Origin of the sequence: Paenibacillus sp. NPDC058367, from assembly GCF_042723305.1 — a bacterium.
GTDB lineage: Bacteria > Bacillota > Bacilli > Paenibacillales > Paenibacillaceae > Paenibacillus_AQ.
The window spans coordinates 298,594-316,769 of the sequence record NZ_JBHXIZ010000001.1; the positions used below are offsets into that span (position 1 = coordinate 298,594).

General features: G+C 42.4%; 20 protein-coding genes. 4 read left to right on the forward strand and 16 right to left on the reverse strand.

From position 1 onward, the window contains the following. Window positions 1-49: 49 nt before the first annotated feature. From ACFWMP_RS01290 to ACFWMP_RS01315, 6 genes are all read right to left on the reverse strand, one after another. The gene (locus ACFWMP_RS01290; protein ID WP_339247789.1) at window positions 50-877 is read right to left on the reverse strand and encodes a hypothetical protein; all 828 of its coding nucleotides are present in this window, start codon (window positions 875-877) and stop codon (window positions 50-52) included. 75 nt (window positions 878-952) lie between these two features. Beyond that, a complete protein-coding gene (locus ACFWMP_RS01295) occupies window positions 953-2,056 on the reverse strand; it encodes a Gfo/Idh/MocA family protein (protein WP_339247787.1) in 1,104 nt (367 codons plus the stop codon). Window positions 2,057-2,076: 20 nt separating this feature from the next. Further along, window positions 2,077-2,799, reverse strand: coding sequence for a ThuA domain-containing protein (locus ACFWMP_RS01300; protein ID WP_339247784.1), 723 nt, complete (start codon window positions 2,797-2,799; stop codon window positions 2,077-2,079). A 49-nt stretch (window positions 2,800-2,848) separates the two neighbouring features. Beyond that, entirely contained in the window at window positions 2,849-4,009 is a 1,161-nt protein-coding gene (locus ACFWMP_RS01305) for a Gfo/Idh/MocA family protein (RefSeq protein WP_339247782.1), read from the reverse strand. 1 nt (window position 4,010) lies between these two features. After that, window positions 4,011-5,111: a LacI family DNA-binding transcriptional regulator gene (locus tag ACFWMP_RS01310; RefSeq protein ID WP_379421728.1), complete on the reverse strand. Its 1,101-nt coding sequence runs from the start codon at window positions 5,109-5,111 to the stop codon at window positions 4,011-4,013. Window positions 5,112-5,221: 110 nt separating this feature from the next. Next, on the reverse strand, window positions 5,222-6,097 hold the full coding sequence (locus ACFWMP_RS01315; RefSeq protein WP_042187813.1) for a LysR family transcriptional regulator: 876 nt from the start codon (window positions 6,095-6,097) through the stop codon (window positions 5,222-5,224). Between the two features lie 129 nt (window positions 6,098-6,226). Between ACFWMP_RS01315 and ACFWMP_RS01320 the strand changes: the two genes are divergently transcribed. Next, window positions 6,227-7,120: a DMT family transporter gene (locus ACFWMP_RS01320; protein WP_042187811.1), complete on the forward strand. Its 894-nt coding sequence runs from the start codon at window positions 6,227-6,229 to the stop codon at window positions 7,118-7,120. A gap of 84 nt (window positions 7,121-7,204) precedes the next feature. Here ACFWMP_RS01320 and ACFWMP_RS01325 read toward each other — a convergent pair whose 3' ends face one another. The 4 genes from ACFWMP_RS01325 to ACFWMP_RS01340 form a co-directional block, all read right to left on the reverse strand. Then, complete coding sequence (locus tag ACFWMP_RS01325) at window positions 7,205-8,704, reverse strand: DHA2 family efflux MFS transporter permease subunit (protein ID WP_042187809.1); 1,500 nt, start codon at window positions 8,702-8,704, stop codon at window positions 7,205-7,207. A gap of 244 nt (window positions 8,705-8,948) precedes the next feature. Further along, entirely contained in the window at window positions 8,949-9,698 is a 750-nt protein-coding gene (locus ACFWMP_RS01330) for a stalk domain-containing protein (protein WP_339247775.1), read from the reverse strand. A 126-nt stretch (window positions 9,699-9,824) separates the two neighbouring features. Continuing rightward, complete coding sequence (locus tag ACFWMP_RS01335; RefSeq protein WP_379421729.1) at window positions 9,825-10,589, reverse strand: M15 family metallopeptidase; 765 nt, start codon at window positions 10,587-10,589, stop codon at window positions 9,825-9,827. A gap of 45 nt (window positions 10,590-10,634) precedes the next feature. Further along, window positions 10,635-11,540, reverse strand: coding sequence for a hypothetical protein (locus ACFWMP_RS01340; protein ID WP_379421730.1), 906 nt, complete (start codon window positions 11,538-11,540; stop codon window positions 10,635-10,637). Window positions 11,541-11,775: 235 nt separating this feature from the next. Here ACFWMP_RS01340 and ACFWMP_RS01345 point away from each other — a divergent pair, with 235 nt between their 5' ends. Together ACFWMP_RS01345 and ACFWMP_RS01350 are read left to right on the forward strand one after the other, a co-directional pair. Further along, window positions 11,776-12,309: a PadR family transcriptional regulator gene (locus tag ACFWMP_RS01345; protein ID WP_379421731.1), complete on the forward strand. Its 534-nt coding sequence runs from the start codon at window positions 11,776-11,778 to the stop codon at window positions 12,307-12,309. A 58-nt stretch (window positions 12,310-12,367) separates the two neighbouring features. Next, window positions 12,368-13,186: an SDR family oxidoreductase gene (locus tag ACFWMP_RS01350; protein ID WP_339247765.1), complete on the forward strand. Its 819-nt coding sequence runs from the start codon at window positions 12,368-12,370 to the stop codon at window positions 13,184-13,186. 159 nt (window positions 13,187-13,345) lie between these two features. Here the strand turns inward: ACFWMP_RS01350 and ACFWMP_RS01355 are convergent, their stop codons facing one another. Both ACFWMP_RS01355 and ACFWMP_RS01360 read right to left on the reverse strand, forming a co-directional pair. Further along, window positions 13,346-14,800 carry a DHA2 family efflux MFS transporter permease subunit gene (locus ACFWMP_RS01355; protein ID WP_042193817.1) on the reverse strand — a complete coding sequence of 485 codons (1,455 nt, stop codon included), beginning with the start codon at window positions 14,798-14,800 and terminating at the stop codon, window positions 13,346-13,348. 49 nt (window positions 14,801-14,849) lie between these two features. After that, entirely contained in the window at window positions 14,850-15,419 is a 570-nt protein-coding gene (locus ACFWMP_RS01360; protein WP_379421732.1) for a TetR/AcrR family transcriptional regulator, read from the reverse strand. Between the two features lie 162 nt (window positions 15,420-15,581). Here ACFWMP_RS01360 and ACFWMP_RS01365 point away from each other — a divergent pair, with 162 nt between their 5' ends. Further along, window positions 15,582-16,016: a DUF4395 domain-containing protein gene (locus ACFWMP_RS01365; RefSeq protein WP_076298904.1), complete on the forward strand. Its 435-nt coding sequence runs from the start codon at window positions 15,582-15,584 to the stop codon at window positions 16,014-16,016. A gap of 3 nt (window positions 16,017-16,019) precedes the next feature. Here the strand turns inward: ACFWMP_RS01365 and ACFWMP_RS01370 are convergent, their stop codons facing one another. From ACFWMP_RS01370 to ACFWMP_RS01385, 4 genes are all read right to left on the reverse strand, one after another. Then, window positions 16,020-16,553, reverse strand: a complete 534-nt coding sequence (locus tag ACFWMP_RS01370) for a hypothetical protein (RefSeq protein ID WP_042187799.1) — start codon at window positions 16,551-16,553, stop codon at window positions 16,020-16,022. A 103-nt stretch (window positions 16,554-16,656) separates the two neighbouring features. Next, complete coding sequence (locus tag ACFWMP_RS01375; RefSeq protein WP_379421733.1) at window positions 16,657-17,532, reverse strand: serine/threonine protein kinase; 876 nt, start codon at window positions 17,530-17,532, stop codon at window positions 16,657-16,659. A gap of 22 nt (window positions 17,533-17,554) precedes the next feature. Further along, window positions 17,555-17,791, reverse strand: a complete 237-nt coding sequence (locus ACFWMP_RS01380; protein ID WP_379423465.1) for a GNAT family N-acetyltransferase — start codon at window positions 17,789-17,791, stop codon at window positions 17,555-17,557. Window positions 17,792-17,901: 110 nt separating this feature from the next. Further along, on the reverse strand, window positions 17,902-18,171 hold the full coding sequence (locus tag ACFWMP_RS01385; RefSeq protein ID WP_076286400.1) for a PQ-loop domain-containing transporter: 270 nt from the start codon (window positions 18,169-18,171) through the stop codon (window positions 17,902-17,904). Window positions 18,172-18,176: the final 5 nt, after the last annotated feature.

Genomic DNA, 18,176 nt, shown 5'->3' on the forward strand with positions numbered 1-18,176 from the left:
CACGAAAAATAGCACCGTTTGCCTCTCCCAAACGGTGCTGGCTATTGGATTATTCCGTAGCATTAAGCTGTAACCTCCGCACACTTGCAAGCGCGGGAAAAGATTCATCCACCATACCGGTACTCCATAGCTCAACCTGCTGGCCAACCTTCAAATCCTTAAAGCTAATCGATTCTCCAGCTTCATTAAACAATGTTGACTTCTGATTGAATGAGAACCAGTAAGAGGGATCTTCCATGCCAGGTTCAAGGATGAGAATCCGCTTCGCCTGTTTGGTATCGATATCTACGATTTGACCTATTACATGTGGTTCGCCTAGCTCTGAAATGTCGTAGGTCAACATATCCGGAGCGATCCATTTTTCTATCTCAAGTATGGCCGTGTCAGCATAATCAGATGGAATTGTGATCGTTACTTTATTACCAATCGTGTCCACACCGGAACCGTATAGATTAAGCTTCTGATAGAGTTCTTGTTTATGCAAAAGCTCTTGTGCAGCTAATAACTCTTGCATCGAATATTTAACATCATGGAGCTCATAAGTACCTGCCGCGAAAGTCTGAGCAAACCGCTGCTCAATCTGCGAGTTCAAACCCACTATATTGATATGAATCTTATTATCCTGTAGATAGATATCTCCGTTAGGAATCTTCTGAGCGGATAGGAAAGCTTTAATCGCTTCAGGATCACTGGAGTAAAGTACTTTTTCAGCTTTAGGATCTTCTATTCCAGCGCTCGCAGTAGGCAAGATATCTGGAGTTGCAGTAATTGCAGCAGCTGGAGCCGGCTCCTTATTCGATTGTTGATCTTCTGAACAACCAATTATGAAAAGAATAACAACTGAAATCCATATCCAGCCACCAAGCCTCTTACGCATCCTTGTCACTCCCTCACTCTTTATCTTCTCAAACGGAGATTGGAAGTGATAGGTTGCAGATTCAGAATGAATTCTCTAATCTAATGTGTAAGGAGCGAGTCCAATCGGAAGAGCTTCAGGACGGGTGCAGGTACTCTTCATTTCGTAGAATGAATGAGCATCTGAAGAATCATGGAATGCCCACATCGCTTCTAGTACATGATAAGCCAATTCTCCACTGGCACGGTGCTTTCTTCCCGTCCGAATGGCATAAGCCATATCCGCTGGACCAATCCCCCGTGTGTTCTGATCATATCCAGGTAGTAGCGGCTGTTCCGTCCAGTCATTCTCACCCATTAGGCGGTACTTCACTGGACCTCCAAAGTTATTTGGATCTGGAACCTGTATCGTTCCAAGTGTTCCATAGATTTCTATATGCGGCAGATTACTTCCGCCAAAGATATCAAAGCTTGTAATCAACGTTGCAATGGCACCCTTCTCAAATCTTAATGTTCCGGCAACGTGAGTTGGAATTTGAACAGGAATTTTATTACCCGATTTCTTCTCACTTGTAATCGTACGTTCTTCTAGTGCTTTTCCAGTCATCCCGCTAACCGTACGAATTGGACCCAATAACTGCACCAATGCAGTCAAATAGTATGGTCCCATATCGAACATTGGACCTCCTCCAGCAGCATAGTAGAATTCAGGATCTGGATGCCAATGTTCATGTCCACGACCCATCATAAACGAGGTGGCTGCAACGGGCTGACCAATTACACCTTCATCGATCAGGTTCAATACGGTTTGGATGCCCGATCCAAAGAATGTTTCCGGTGCGCTGCCTACTAGTACGCCCTTTTCTCGAGCCGCTGACAGAACTTGGCGTCCTTCTTCTCTCGTCACAGCAAGTGGCTTCTCAACATACACATGTTTACCCGCTTCGATAGCTTTCAGGCATACATCCGCATGAACAGCTGGAATCGTCAGGTTGATAACGATCTCTATCTCTGGATCATTCAGTAATTGCTCTGTGGTGTAAACGCTTGGAATATTGTATTTATCGGCTTGTTCCTTCGCTCTCTCCAAGTCCAAGTCCGCACATGCAACTAGATCAAGAATCTCGAACTTCTGACAGTTCTCCATATATATGCTACTGATTTTACCGCATCCGATAATTCCTACTTTGACTTTATCCATTCGTTGATCGCTCCCAGAGATTATTGACTGTCTGCCATTCCGCTATAGGTAATACTAACCGCTGAAATTTGGGATTGTGCGCGAACTTTACCTTCGGCAGCCCATAGCAGTCCTCTGCGCATCATTTCCTTTACCTGTGGCATAGCTACAATATCGGCATGATGTCCGAGTGAATTATAATACACTCTGCCATGACCCCACCGCTTGGTCCAGGCTACTGGCATATCCACGGCTTTGTTGAAAGAATGTGGGCCTTCAACAACTGGAAAACGAGTCGTTGCAAGTACTTCTACAGCTGGATCTACATGCAGATAATATTGCTCTGAACAAACGGTGAAGTCTTCTAATCCTTCTACGAGAGGACTTGAGCTTTGGCAAATCTCTACGGTGTAGTTCACACCATCATTGCCGGGATGAGCTACCCATTGCCCCCCGGTCATAAACTGCCAATCCACATTATTTCGGAAAGAATCACACATCCCGCCATGGCAACCCGCAAGTCCCGTTCCGTTCTGAACAGCTGCCGAGACATTATTCACAAGATTCTGTTCGATTGTACCCATCGTCCATACCGGAACGATCAAATCTAGTTCAAGAAGCTTCTCCGCATCGGCAAAAGCCTCAAGTGTATTCGATACCTCAACTTCAAATTGTTCCTCTTGCAGTACCTTAGCGAATATATCAGCTACCTGTTCAGGCTCATGACCATCCCAACCGCCCCATACTATCAATGCTTTTCTCATCTTTCGCACTCCTTCTAATAGAGATTGTTCAAACACGCATTTTTGTTGATTACATCTCAGAGATATCGACCCACCGGCGCTGTTCAATAGAGCGTTCTACCGCTTCTAACACAGCTTGGCATTTCACTCCATCATGGAAATTAGGTACAGGCTGACGTCCTTCTTCAATCGCGTTAGAAAGCTCCAACATTTCGTGAATAAACGTATGTTCAAAACCAATTGTATGACCCGGCGGCCACCAAGCCTCCGCATATTCATGAGCTGGGTCCGTTGCTAGCACACGCCGAAAGCCCTGAACATCCTCTGTATCTGAGGTTAAATAAACCTCGAGTTCATTCATTCGCTCGAAATCAAATTTCACACTGCCAAGGCTTCCGTTGATCTCAAAAGAATTGGTAGAGCGATGACCTGCTGCGAATCTTGTAGCTTCAAAACTACCTAAGGCACCGTTATCAAAACGGGCTAAAAACAATGTGGCATCATCTACAGTTACCTTGCCCTTAGGAGCATCCTTATCCCCTTTGGCACTTAATCCGGTCATTTCAGCAGCAAGTGGACGTTCTTTAATGAAGGTCTCACTCATACCGATTACTTCCTTCACATCACCTACTAAGAAATGTGCCAGATCAATGAGATGCGCACCCAAGTCACCATGTGAGCCTGAACCCGCAATCTCCTTCTGCAATCTCCACACTAACGGGAACTCCGGATCAATAATCCAGTCTTGTAGAAACCAAGCCCGAAAATGATAGATCTTCCCAAGCCGCCCGCTCTCTACTAGCTTCTTAGCAAGTCTAACCGCCGGTGAAAAGCGATAATTAAAACCAACCATATGTGTAACCCCTGCATCTTCAGCGGCTTGCAGCATTTCACGAGAATCCGCTAAGGTCAGTGCGAGTGGTTTTTCACAAAAAATATGTTTACCAGCTTTGGCTGCTGCCAGAGCAATCTCCTTATGTGCATTACTAGGGGCATTTATATCAATAAGATCGACATCCTCACGAGCGATTAGATCTTTCCAATCCGTAACACAATCCGACCATCCTAACTGAGTGCCAGCCTCTGCAAGCGCTTCGGCATTCCGTCCACAAATCACAGACATCTCAGGTTTAAGCGCTTTCGGGAAAAACATTGGCAAACTGCGGTAAGCATTACTGTGCGCCTTACCCATAAATTTATAACCGATCATTCCAATGCGAAGCTGTTTCATCTTATTCCTCCTCAGATTTCTTAGATTTAGATGAAGCTCGTATTACTAGTTCAGTCGGTAAGTTAATCTGGATAACTTGGGAGGGGGTTGATATTTCTGAGCGACTATTCCCGTGCAATTCTAATACCTTAGATACAGCAATTTCTCCTAGCTCATAAAAGGGAACACGCACACTGCTTAAGGCTGGTGTAGTAAGCTCAGCAGCATCTGAATCATTATAACCCACCATGGCTGGGATGCGATCTCTTGGGATGCCTAGTTCCTGTAGACCTTGCTGCAATCCAATGGCCATTCGATCATTGGCCGCTACAATCGCATCAATCTCATTCAGCAGAGGCAACATCTTCTTGGCAGCAATAGCACCGCTTTTACGACTGAAGTTACCTTCGAATAGAAGTGATTCATCTAAAGGAAGGTTAGACTCCTCCAAAGCGCGCAAATAACCAGTTAAACGATCTCGGCTGTTCGAATAAGATGCTGGCCCGTTTAGAAAGGCAATCCTCGTAAAGCCCTGATCCAGTAAGTGCCTGACCGCTTGCCAGCTTCCTTCGACATGATCAGCATCCACCTCGTGAAAAGCCTCTCCTTCAAAATGCTGATTAATCAGGCAAAACGGATGACCTTCCTCCTTCAAACGTCGAAGTGAGGCTAGCTCACCTGGATCCTCTTTGGCACCGAGTACAATACAAGCATCAATCTTCCGCATCTTAAACAATTCGTTATAGTCCACTCTCTCTTCGGCATTTCGAAACAGCATTAACAGATCATAACCCTCTTCTCGCGCCTTACTCCCAATTCCACTTAATATTTCTGAAAAATAATAAGTGGAGAACAAGCGTGCATTTGGCAAATAAGGCATTACTACACCAAGGTGCCCACTTCTTCTACGAGCAAAGCTCTGCGCGAGTGAACTAGGGGTATATCCCAGCTTGAGCGCAGCTGCCAACACACGTTCCTTCGTTTCTTCCTTGAGCGGGCCTACGTTGTTTAACACGCGGGAGACTGTGGCTTCTGAGACTCCGGCAAGCTCGGCAACCTCTTTACGGCTGGCGATAAAAACCCCTCCTACGAAAGCGCATTCAATAAATGTACGCGCGTACATTCTCTCATGAACAAAGTCCCTCGTCAACCCTTATTTTGGATATTCATTCATAATAAAACCCCTGAATTAATCAGGGGTTTTGCTCATTCTAAACGGTGTATTCTTAGGGTTCAGGGATGCCCCATCAACCACGCTTGTACATGCTTTAGGAACTTTTTAGTGGCGGGAGATGCGTATTTCATAGAATGTACAGCGATTCCAAGTGATCTGAAACTACGTTCTTCCAATTCAAGCATCGTTACATTATAATTCTGACGGGTTAATACAAGCTCTGGCAAAATACTAATTCCGAGTCCCTTCTCCACCATGGCCATAATGGCATAATCATCACCTGCTGAGAACTTAATATTCGGTTTGATGCCCGCCTTATCCAGTACACGCCTAACATCATAATCTGAACCTGCCTTCGGGATGATGAAATCCTCTTTAGCAATTTGGGATAAGGAGAGAAAAGGTTCTGCACTAAGCGGATTTTCTTTGGATACGATTCCTAACATCCGGTCCTTTTTTAAGGGAATCACTTCGAACTTCTCACGCGTAGGCAGAGAAATAAAACCACAGTCAACGACTCCAGCCTCGATCCATTGTTCAACCTCTAAATAACCACCTTCCATCAACCTGATTTCGATATAGGGGTATTCACTGCGAAATTGCTTAATCATTCCTGGCAGCCAATGCACGGATACACTGGTGAATGTACCGATGGTAATGGTCCCGACCTCTAGCCCATGTATATCTGCTACTTCCTGCTTCAATTTTTCATTCCACTTCAGAATTTCACGGATAGGCTGTAGTACTTGCTCCCCGTTTACCGTCAATTTAACGCCAGATCTATTTCTAATTAATAACGTGAAACCAAACTCCATCTCCAAGCTACTAATCGTGTGGCTAATTCCAGATTGCGTAAAGCCCAGTACATCTGCTGCTTTTGTTAAACTACCTAGCTCTACAACTTTTAGAAAAATCTCATACTTATTGATGCTCAACCTCTATCCCTCACCTTTTTAATTTACATAAGTTTTACTCATGTATCCTATGATAAACATTCAGTTACCTTATGTATAGAGCCGTATTATACTAAATTGAGTTGAAAATGAAGAAGGATGGATGACGAGATGAAACCGCTCAAAGCTGAGCTGATGCTGTTAGTTGTAACATTATTTTGGGGTTCCTCCTACATATTTATGAAAATGGGGTTAGGCACGTTAGGCGAATTCAATCTGATTGCACTCCGCTTCGGACTTGCTTTTATATTAGCCACAGTGATCTTCCACAAACGTTTACGAAAAGTTGACATCAAAACATTGAAATATGGTGCTCTACTCGGATTCTTACTCCTCGGCGTGTTCACATGTATAACGTTCGGACTGAAGACTACGACAACCTCCAACGCTGGATTTTTAGTAGCCTTGACGGTCATATTTGTACCGATAATAGATCGTATACTTTTCAAAAAAAGAGTTGCACCTCCGCAAGTCTTTGGCTCCGTACTCGCTATAGCTGGCATTGGACTTCTTACATTAAATGCTACCTTAAAAATTGGACCAGGTGACTTCCTCTGTATTCTTTCGGCGGTGTTTTATGCGGTACAGATCTTATTTACAGGCAAGGCTGTAAAAGAGTGTGATTCACTGAATATTGGAATCTTACAGTTGGGTTTTGCCGGAGGGTTTGCTCTAGTGTTATCTGCGCTATTCGAGACACCTTCGCTTCCTTCGACCTTACCAGCATGGATTGCGATCCTCGCACTTGGGATTCTCTGTAGTGCCTGTGGCTTCATCCTACAACCCATTGCTCAAAAATATACTTCACCTACACGCACCGGACTGATCTTCTCCCTTGAGCCGGTATTCGCCGCGTTGTTTGGCTATTGGTTCGCCGCTGAAAAGCTATCGATACAAGGATATGCTGGTGCAGCTCTTGTTCTACTAGGCATTGTAGCATCGGAGCTACTCGGTAAAGTTACATTCAGCCCTAGGTGGGCTCAGAAGAAACCAGAACATCTATAGGATGATTTTCTCATACAAAAAAGGCGTCGTTAGCTATACAAGCTGAACGACGCCTTTTTTTATTATCTAAGATTATCGTATAAATTAATGTCCCATCATCATTGCTGCATCTGCTTTCTGACTCTCTTCGGAGGAGGAATCATTCGAGGAAAGCTTTGGTTTGCGCAGGATAATACTCATAAGTACACCGACTACAGCTATACAACCAGATAGAAAAAATACATCATCAAAACCTAGAACTGCTGCTGATAAAGGATTACTTCCTGCTTTCAATGCTCCCATATGCACAGTAATTTGACTTGTCAGATAACCCGTCAAGCCTGCTACGGCAAAGGCCACAACCACCTGCTGTGCCGCTGCTGTAAGCGATGTGACCCGGCTCACCAATTCACGCGGTGCGGCATTTAGAACATGTGTATTGAGTGGCATCATCGCTATACCCATCCCAAATCCTAATAAAGCAAGATACATCATAATGGTGTTTAGACTTGTAGTCATCGAAATCCCAGACAGTAGGAATAGGGTAACTGTAATGATGCTCAGACCCACAAAAGCCAGCGGTCGTGCCCCTATCTTATCAAACAATTTACCACCAAGCGGCATGCCGATTACACAAGCTAAAGCTTGCGGAAGCAGAATCAGCCCCGTCTCTAGTGGTGTATAAGCCCGAATCTGCTGTAAGTATAGCGGCACGAACAGCATGGAACCAAACAATGCGGCTTGCATGACCCATGTTAAAATAATGCCGCGGGTGAAATCTGAGGAGCGAAAGACGCGCAGATCCAGCAAAGGCTGTTTATGCCGCAGCTCAACGATTATAAATAGAATCAGTGCAACGCCCCCAACAGATAATCCAAGGATTGCTGGAGTCGATGACCAACTATTCGACCCACCTTCATTTACTCCATAAGCTAGCATGGAAAACGCAATCGGTGCCAGTATAATGCCAAGTATGTCGAGGTTGCCTTTACCGATCTTCTCCGTCTTGGGCAAATACTTAACACCAAGAATAATACCAACAATCCCAATCGGCACGTTAATCAGGAAGATCCAATGCCAGCTAACATATTCAACAAGCCATCCGGACAATATCGGGCCAAGTGCAGGTGCAAGCAGCATGGGAATCCCAAGCATGCCCATAATCGATCCTCTTCGTTCTGCTGGAGCTAACTTAAACACCATAGCCATCCCAATAGGAGCTACCATCCCCCCACCAAGTCCTTGGATCACACGAAAAATAACAAGCTGCGAAGAAGTTTGAGCCACAGAACATAACATGGAGCCGAGAATGAACAACGTGAGCGTCACCAGAAACACTTGTTTAGAACCGAAGCGATCTGTCATCCAGCCTGCGAGCGGTATTACAGCAGCTAAAGCTAACGTGTAGCCTGTAATCGCCCACTGAATCGTTTTTAAATCTGAAGAAAAATAGTCCACCAGTTTGGGTATAGCCACATTCACGACGGTTCCATCCAGAATAACCATAATCATTCCGACGATAATAGCAAGAAGCGGGGGAAGGATCGCTCTTAGCGAGAAGGGCCGTTCTTCTGTCGGGCTACTCTGAGTAATTGATTTTGTCATCCAGTACTCCACTCTTTTCTCTAATTTAGTTAAATGCTTTAACAATTATTTCAAATTTTAATTTACCTTCGATGAATGTGAAAGTCAACAAATAAAACCCTTTTTTACAATAAAAATACATTGCAATCTCAGTATGTTTATTGAAACACAAAAAAGGCTATGCATGGCTCCAAGAAGAAATCTCTTCTTAAGGGACGCACACATAGCCTGTTGTTCTAAACCTAAATCTTTATTATTCTCAAGATTAAATGGAAGGAAGGTTTCCTTTTAATTCAACAATCTTACCAGACTTATTGAGAACAAACTCAAGGGACGCATCGGTTACAGCAAAGCCAAGTACACATTGTATTGAGATTTGATCTTCTTTTTGAATACTTTCAGTAGACTTTATCCCATGGTAAGTACCAGCTCGTGCAGTAAAATCAGCCCAATATTTCTGTAAACCCGTAGTGGAAAGCGAACGCTTCATTTCATCACTAAAGAATCGATTCTCTAACTCTTGAAATTGTCCAGTGCTCAGCAGTCCCGCTATCACACTTGCTGTAACCTCGGGCGCATAAACTTCCACTAGATTAGCTTCAGCATTATAAGAGGTTACCAGTCCAGCACTAGTGAAAAAAGAGAGCGGAACATATAAGTGTTCCTTCCTAAACACAACATTATCCTTAAAGTCTCTTTTCTCTTTATCATTAATGGTAATATAGTCGTTTCCTACTTTATATTCAATCTTTTGTTTGACTCCGCTTACTGTAATGGTGTCCGTACTTTTTTGATAAGTGGTTTGATATTTCAAGACGCTTGATGCCTCTCTAAGGGGTAGCATGACCGTAGAACCGTTAGGATACGCTGAATATTGATCTGATTTCAGAACCTGACCATTCAAAACCACCTTTACTTCACTAGCATCTGCCCAAGCCGTAGAAGAGGTATTTCCTCCAAATCCATTTACCAATAACAGTACACTTAACACTACAACAACCGCGATTTTGTTCATCCGTTCGAAACCTCCCTTTTTTTGACTATTAGTATTATGTGCGTTTCCAGCATCTGCTAATCCTAATGGTAGTAAAGCTCAACAAAAAAAGTGAATCGCTTCTTACATGGACATTCAAGTTCTAGGTTATTCCACCTTGAAGTCAAAATATTGTTTAGGATAAGGTTCCTTGATCAACGTAAAATGCCACCATTCTTTGCTGTAAGGTTTAAATCCCTGTTTTACCATCGCCTCTTTGAGGATCGCCCGATTTGCTTTCTGAGTCTTGTTGATTAAGGGCGTATCGTAATAGGAAATGTCTCCGAAAAAATCAAACGGGCTGCCCATATCTACTTCAGCTCCCGTTTCTTTATTTACAATCGTTAAATCGACGGTGCTACCTCTGGAATGGCCTGATTTTTTAGCTATAAAACCAAGTTTAAATAGATTACGTTTATCCAGTCGCGGATAATATTGCTGTTTCATTTTAGTATCTACGGCATTCTGTGACCATCTTACAAAATGATTCACCGCCGTCTGCGGACGATAAGCATCATAAATTTTAAGAATATACCCTTTGTCCGCTAAATCCTCACTTACAGCCTTCAAAGCTGTTGCCGCTGTCCGCGAGAATATCGCTAAAGGCGCCTTGTAGCCATCAATCCGCTTCCCCACAAAATTATTATCTCCGTAATATCGAATCTCATATTGTGCCGTTGGAATCACTTCATCCAGATAGACAAAACCTTGCGGTAAATGGTTCTTCTTCACCATTTGCATTTGCTGCAGGACAGAGTCTGTTGAAGAGCCGACATAAGCAGCTTCAGCGCTACCTATAAACATACTGTTTGTCCACAACAACAGCACAACTGCGAAAACTGCGATTCTTATTCCTTTTGATCCTATTCTCAATTAATCCAGCCTCTTCTCAGATGTTGTCTTTACATACTCTAATAATTACGAGTTTACGGTTTCAACTAGAAATTTTTCTATTACAGGAGTGAATTTATTATTCGTAGAATTAAGTAATTGTAGTAGCTTTTCTAAAATCGAAAGAATTCTAGTATCAACTTTGCTATTTTTTAGTGCATTCTCATACGCCTTTTTTACTTCTGGTTTGATAACTTGCTCATCATAGTCATATGCAGGTGTATTACTTGTTCCATACAATAAGCGGGACGTTGCAATGAGAAGTTCTTTTTGAAGAGCGGTTGAACGGTTAGAAGCAGGATATTTCGTCACAAAATCCTCTATTGCAAGCGCTCTATTCGTTAACTCGGTCCAACTGATTACAATCGCTGCATCAGATACACTCGGTTGATTAGATTCGGTGGCCATGATGTCAATATAAGCTGCGATGTCCTTCGTAATATACGGCTTAAAGATCTTAAATCCCTCATAATGCATCACCGGATAGTACATGCCCTCACTGGTCTCCAGCTTATATCCCTTATCCCGGCCTTCAATTAACACATTGCGTACATTGGCATCTTTGATCGTATTAAGGAGTGAGGTATAGGTTAGATTTTTGCTTTTGGAAAAAGCACTGTTTATCTCTTTCTGCATCTTGTCCGGAAAAACCTTTTCTGAGTATACAGATAAATGTGCCTTCTGTGCATTCTCGAGCTGAAGTGTCATCTGAGTCGCTGTCCAGGTATCCACTTCTTTGATATGGTTAATTAAATAATTACGTGCGTTAGCAAGAGATGTCGGCTTCTGTACATACTGCTGGAATTGATTATAAACGCCTGCAGATTCCGTTGCCGTTGCGGCAGATACTGGCTCTATACCCAAAGTACTGAATCCTGTCACTGAACCAAGGGCTATAGCAATACTTAACAAGCCGGATTTTTTCCAGTTCAATAGATGACCTCCCTTTTGCCATATATGTAATTGTACTTAATATTTAGACATACGGGAATAACCTGAAACTAATTGGTTCATAGTACCCATTCCAAACAATCCTCAAGGAACAAGTGATTTATGATTTCGATAAAGTTACCTGTATCAAAATAATATATATTGACACAATATATATCTAACCGATATATTATAAGCGTGATATACAAATATTTCTAAACAACAAGGAGGTTCTATTTTGAACAGTCAGGATGTTATTTTAGGCATGCTTATGAAAGAATCGAAGACTGGTTACGAAATAAAACAGTTATTGGAGGATGTATTCTCTAATTTCTATAGTTCTAGTTATGGAACGATTTATCCCACACTTGCTCGCATGGAAAAGGAGGGTTTGATAACTAAGGAAAATGTGCAGCAGGAAGGTAAGCCTAATAAGAATCTTTTAAACATCACGGATAAAGGAAGAGATAGTTTTAACGCCTATTTACTAGCCCCACTAGAGGCTGACAGTATTAAGAAATCTGATTTTATGATGAGACTATATTTTGGTGAATTTGTTGGGTATGACAAGGTGATTCTTTGGTTGAAGCAGGTACAGGAGGAATCACAACATAAGTTAGATCAGTTACTTGCGCAGTATTCATTTTATAAAGATGAAATGCATCCAGCACAGATCATCTGTATCCAGATTGGCATTGAAGAATATAAAGCAAAACTCAAAATCATTGCCGAAGGGTTGTCAAACATGGAGCAGTTAGTGCTTACGAAGTAAGTTTTGTACGTACCAAGTGAAGATGTAATGCTAAGAAAACTTTTAGGAGGAATTGTTAATGAAAACAATTTTTATAACGGGTGCTTCGTCTGGCATTGGGAGAACTACAGCAAAACATTTTGCTGAAAGAGGATGGAACGTCGTAGCCACGATGCGTTCACCTGAACAAGAAAGTGAACTTATTACACTTGATAATGTATTGGTTTTACAGCTTGATGTTGAGAAATCAGACACAATTCAACCTGCGTTAGCGGAAGCGATTAAGCGGTTCGGTAAAATTGACGTTCTTCTCAATAATGCTGGTTATGGAACAATGGGTCTTATTGAAGTAGCTACGGATGAGCAGATCAGAAGACAGTTTGAAGTGAACGTGTTTGGTCTTATCAGTATGACTAAAGCCATATTGCCACATTTTAGATCTAATCAAGATGGTTTGCTAATCAATATCTCTTCTATGGGAGGGAAAGTAACCTTTCCTACGATGTCTCTGTATCATTCAACGAAATTTGCGGTAGAAGGTTTTTCTGAATCCGTATCTTATGAATTAGCATCACAAAACATCAAAGTAAAGTTAATTGAACCTGGTGCCATTCAGACGGACTTTGGTGGAAGATCGATGGAGTTCTTTTTTAATGAAGAATTAACGGACTATAAACCCTTTACAACTGCATTTTTGGGTAAATTGGGTGAGATGGAAAAACAACCTACCTATGCTTCGCCTTCAGAAATTGTTGCGGAAACAATATATCAAGCCGCCACTGATGGGACAAGTCAGTTCCGGTACATTGTTGGAGAAGATGCAAAAATGCTCATTCATATGAAAGAAAATACAGATGAAGCAGAGTATCTGACTAATATAGCCCAGCATTTTTCTTAAAAAGAAGTTAGGTGGCGGACGCTTCTCGGTATTCTACCGGGGAGAGGTCCCTCTTTCTTGTTATGATTAAAAAAATCCCCTCCGATTAACAGTGGTATGTTCATACGTACATGAACCTTCTCCACTATCTACCGTAAGGGGATTTTACAAATTTAATGATTAATGCATTGGTGTATTCATTTTATGATTAACAACTACTCTTTTCACGAAGAACGCAAGGATTAGACCTACAATCGCCATACTCATTCCAAAAATAAATGCATTTTGTACACCTTGCGTGAATGCAGGCAACATATTAGCTGGATCGGCAGGATCGGCCACAGTCTTCAAATAACTCTTAGAACCTGCGGACATAATGCTGACAGCTAATGCAGTACCGATCGCACCAGCAACCTGCTGCAAAGTATTCATGATCGCTGTACCATCTGGATATAATTCTAACGGCAGCTGGTTAATTCCGTTGGTTTGTGCAGGCATAAATACCATCGACACACCAATCATAAGCGTACTGTGAAGTACGATTACGAATACAACCGTAGAAGCAACAGTAATACTGGAGAAGAACCACAAAGCAGTAGCTGCAATAATTAGACCCGGAATAACGAGCCATTTGGGACCGTATTTGTCGAACAGACGACCCATGATTGGGGACATCAATCCGTTAATAATCCCCCCTGGAAGTAGCAGCAAGCCTGCCTTGAACGCTGTATACCCTTGACCCTGTTGAAGATACATTGGAAGAATCAACATGGATGACAGGATAACCATCATACAAATAAATACCATAGCCACACCAATAGAGAACATTGGATATTTAAAAGCTCGCAGATTAATCATAGGCTGCTTCATCTTCATTTGGCGCAAACCAAACAATAAGAGTGATACCACACCTACTACGATAGCAATGATTACTTTTGGACTTCCCCAACCAGCTTCTTCACCGGCGCTACTGAAACCAAACACGATTCCACCAAACCCGATTGATGATAACACTATGGAGAGGATGTCGATCTTCGGCTTCGTAACCTTCGTTACATTCTGCATGAAGAGGATCCCGAATATCAATGCGATCACCAGGAATGGCAGTGACAGCCAGAAGATCCAGTGCCAGCTAAGGCTTTCAATTAGAAGACCGGCAATAGTAGGACCGATCGCGGGTGCTACCATGATAACCAATCCTATCATCCCCATCGCGGCACCACGTTTTTCAGGAGCAATGATAATAAGGATCGTATTGAACATAAGTGGTAAAAGAAGCGCTGTACCCATTGCTTGTACCACACGCGCTGTTAATAGGAACTCAAAACTAGGTGATACTGCAGCTAAAAACGTTCCAAGTATTGAAAAACATAAAGCAGCAACAAACAACTGTCTAGTCGAGAACCACTGAAGCAGCATACCCGAAATCGGTACTAGAATTCCCAGTGTAAGCAGATACGCCGTCGTCAACCATTGTGCTGTTGCTGGAGTAATTTGAAGGACATTCATAAGATCACTTAAAGCTACATTCAGTGCGGTTTCACTGAACATTCCGATAAATCCTGCAAGTAGTAAAGAGACTAGAATCGGAATGGTTTTAAACTTCTTTACTTCCTTTTGTTGCTTTCCTTGCATAGTTGCTTCCACTCTTAATCCCCCTGATGTTCTTATCTATTGTCTATCTCTAACCAAGTATCGCTGGGATAATCTTCGCCGCCGCGAGAAGCGGCTGTTCATCCCGTAAAGTCAGCGTCTGAAGAAGCGCTCCTTCAAATAATGAGACTATTACTGAAGCCTTATCGGCTGCAGTGTTGCTCTCCACACCTTCTTCCAGAAGGCGTTTCTTGATCACATCCTGCAAGTCCATAAACACAGATTTACATGCAGTCCGCAGCTCCTCACTAATACAAGAGGTCTCCGCCGCTAACCAAAAACTAAATGGAACAATCCCCTCAAATGAAGATTCCACTGCATCCATAGCCATGCCTAGAATAAAATCCTCCATTGCTTCAGCTGCACTATTGCAGCTCTCCATATGACAGTTCAGTTTCTGAGCGACTGTTAGACTAGTCCGGTTAATGCATGTTAAAGCCAGCTCTTCTTTACCGTGAGGGAAGTAATAATAAAGAGATCCCTTCGGTGAATCGCTGTCTTTAATAATCTGATTTAGTCCTGTTGCATGATATCCCTGAGAAAAAAATAATTTCGAAGCGGTGTCCAGAATCGCCTCACGCGTATTCGGCTTGTTCGACAAGCTGACACTTCCTTTGCATTATAACAATTGGTCTACATAATAAAACCATATTTTTAAGAGATATGTCAACATATAAATTACTTAAATTCAAAGTAATCTACTTCCCATTCCCTCAACCTCAGCGTATACTATAATTATTCCAATGAGAAAGGTGTGAATAAAATGCAAGACGTGCCCAAAGGAATTCCACGACCATTAGTAAAGACTAATCAGGCGTTTATCGTCATTTCTGTAATATTGACATGGCTAACAGGACAGCACTGGATTCTTGCGCTGCCCTTGTTTGCCGGATTGCTCGGACTCTTGTTCGGCTATAATCCCATTATTAAACTGGCTGCTAAGTTTCTGACAAAAGAACGTTCGCACTATGTACTCGAAGACTGGTCACAGCAACAGTTTAACCAAACGATTGCTGTCTTCTGCCTCACAGGTGGTCTGATCAGCTTCATCGCGGGGTGGACGATTGCTGCCTATATTTTCACAGCGCTAGTTGCAGTGGCAGCCACTGTTGCGATACTTGGATTTTGCATCGGATGTTTTATCCATTATCAGTGGAGAATGTACAATTACAGACGTAAACAGAGCAGCACACATTAAATCTTAATCTTTCTCTTCTCCAACAACATCCCAGCGATGGCGAAATTTTAGTAGCCTTGGATGAAGTGATGAAGGTGCAGATGGCAGCAATAAGCGGATCTTTACAATCCATTCTTCAAAAGAGGAGTAAGACGCAAACTGATTCGCCACCTCAGGTGTTAAATACAAAAAAATCGGCGAAGGATAGATTTCTGCAAGATGTCTAAGCGCAGAATCAAGCGGAGTATATTTCTTTCGCTTTCCCTCCAAACTCTCTACCGTGATGAAGCTAAGTCCTTGCTCCCTCTTCCATTCATGCAGCCGGTCCTCACGCTTATAATAAGCGCTCACCGGCTCTTTGGTCATCCGTCTCACCGTTTCTTCATGAAGCGGATATAGCACTAGCTTAGTGAAACGCCGATCGGTGGCCGTTTTTGCCGCGATTACAAGTTCCTGATCTGTTATATGTTCAAAAGAATCGTAAAACACTAACGTCCCTTTACGTTGTTCAACCGGTGGCTCATAGCCGTAGGGAACATGCTGAATGTCTCTTTTCATTGAAATCCCTCCTGCTTGTTCTATTTATAAATCATATCATGTGACAATAGCAGGGCTATCATTCTTATCTTACAGCTTAAGCAGTTCTCATTTCCCACCTACCTCAAACAATTCCTGCTCTATCCCAAGCTAATTTAAATTCCGCCACACTCTGATACCGCTGCTCACGCTCCAGGCTAACCGCCCGTAAAGCAACCTCGTAGTGAGCTTCGCTCGCTTCCCATTTTGCAAACGACCGGTCGGAGGCTCCTCCTAAAAGAACAAATGAAGTTGCGCCCATATTGAATACATTGGTAACTTCATCAATCGGTGCACCCAAGATAAACTCTTCCGGTGACTTGAATCTGGATGAGCCCCAGAAGTTCTCTCCCAGATCATTTACAGTTGGCTTAGGTCTATAAAAATCAATATCACAAATCCTTGTTTCATCGTTCACGAAATTATAAAGAATACTTCCATCATAAAAATCGACAGCGACATAACCCTGCAATTCAACATGTTCATGAAACGCAAAGATTACATCTAAGGACGCTAAACGTTTTTCAATAGATAGTTGCTTATAGCGGTAAAAAGGCGATTCCGGATGGTTCAACTTAGCTTCTCCCGCAAACAGCCAATGCGAATGCAAACATTCACCTTCAAACCATTCAAACACTGCTGCATATCCCACTCCAACTTCAAAATGTGACACCAGATAGATCAGCACTTCAGATTCAAGCTCTTTATATACCGGAATAGCTTTAATCAAATTATCAACAGCATCCGAGGGGTTTCCATCGTAAGTCAAAGGCTTTGCACCAGCAAATTTCACAAAATACCTCTGACCTTCCTTCTCCACACCAAAAGAAAGATTGCCCGAATCCTGCTGATCGAACACTTTGAACACCCTGCCAAGTTTAGATAACCAAGCAAAATCACAAGGCTCTTGCAATTGAAAAGTTACTGCATCGATTTCGTATGTAAAATATTTTTCGCTCAAATGTACCTCCGCATTTACTAACCTAAGTTAGCTCTATTCTCATAAAGATTCCGGCGATGATTGTTTCATGAGGACCTGTTCTTTTAACAATTTCATACGGCTTAAACCCTAATCTGGAGTATAATAACATCCCTTTAGTATTCACATTATGACAAACTAGATGTAACTCTTGAAGCTGTAAGTCCTCTTTAGCAGCAGCAAGCATGGTACGAATCAAATACTCCTCGGCTCCCTTACCTCTATAATCGGGTGAAACAATAACATTTCATAGCCAGTACAAATCTTGTTCTTGTCATATTGCGGCATAATCCGTAGATGCGGCTTTTCGATAACTGTACGTCATTCCGTTTCCTACCTTCTTAACTTCAATCATGATCTTGCTCGATATTTAAGCACTAGAATAATAACCAGCAACACAACACATAAGGACATCGTATTCGTAATCAAAAAAGCTAAACCTACTCCCGTAACCGCCAAACTTATCGCGTATGCTTCCATTAGACTAATCCCGAGCAGCATAAGTAAATACGACTTCAAATTTAAATCGGCTACGGATTTTGATTTGAGAATTTGAATAATTTGAGGAATCCATCCCAAAGACAGGATCACCCCACCTATTAATTGCATGATTGCAAACATATGAG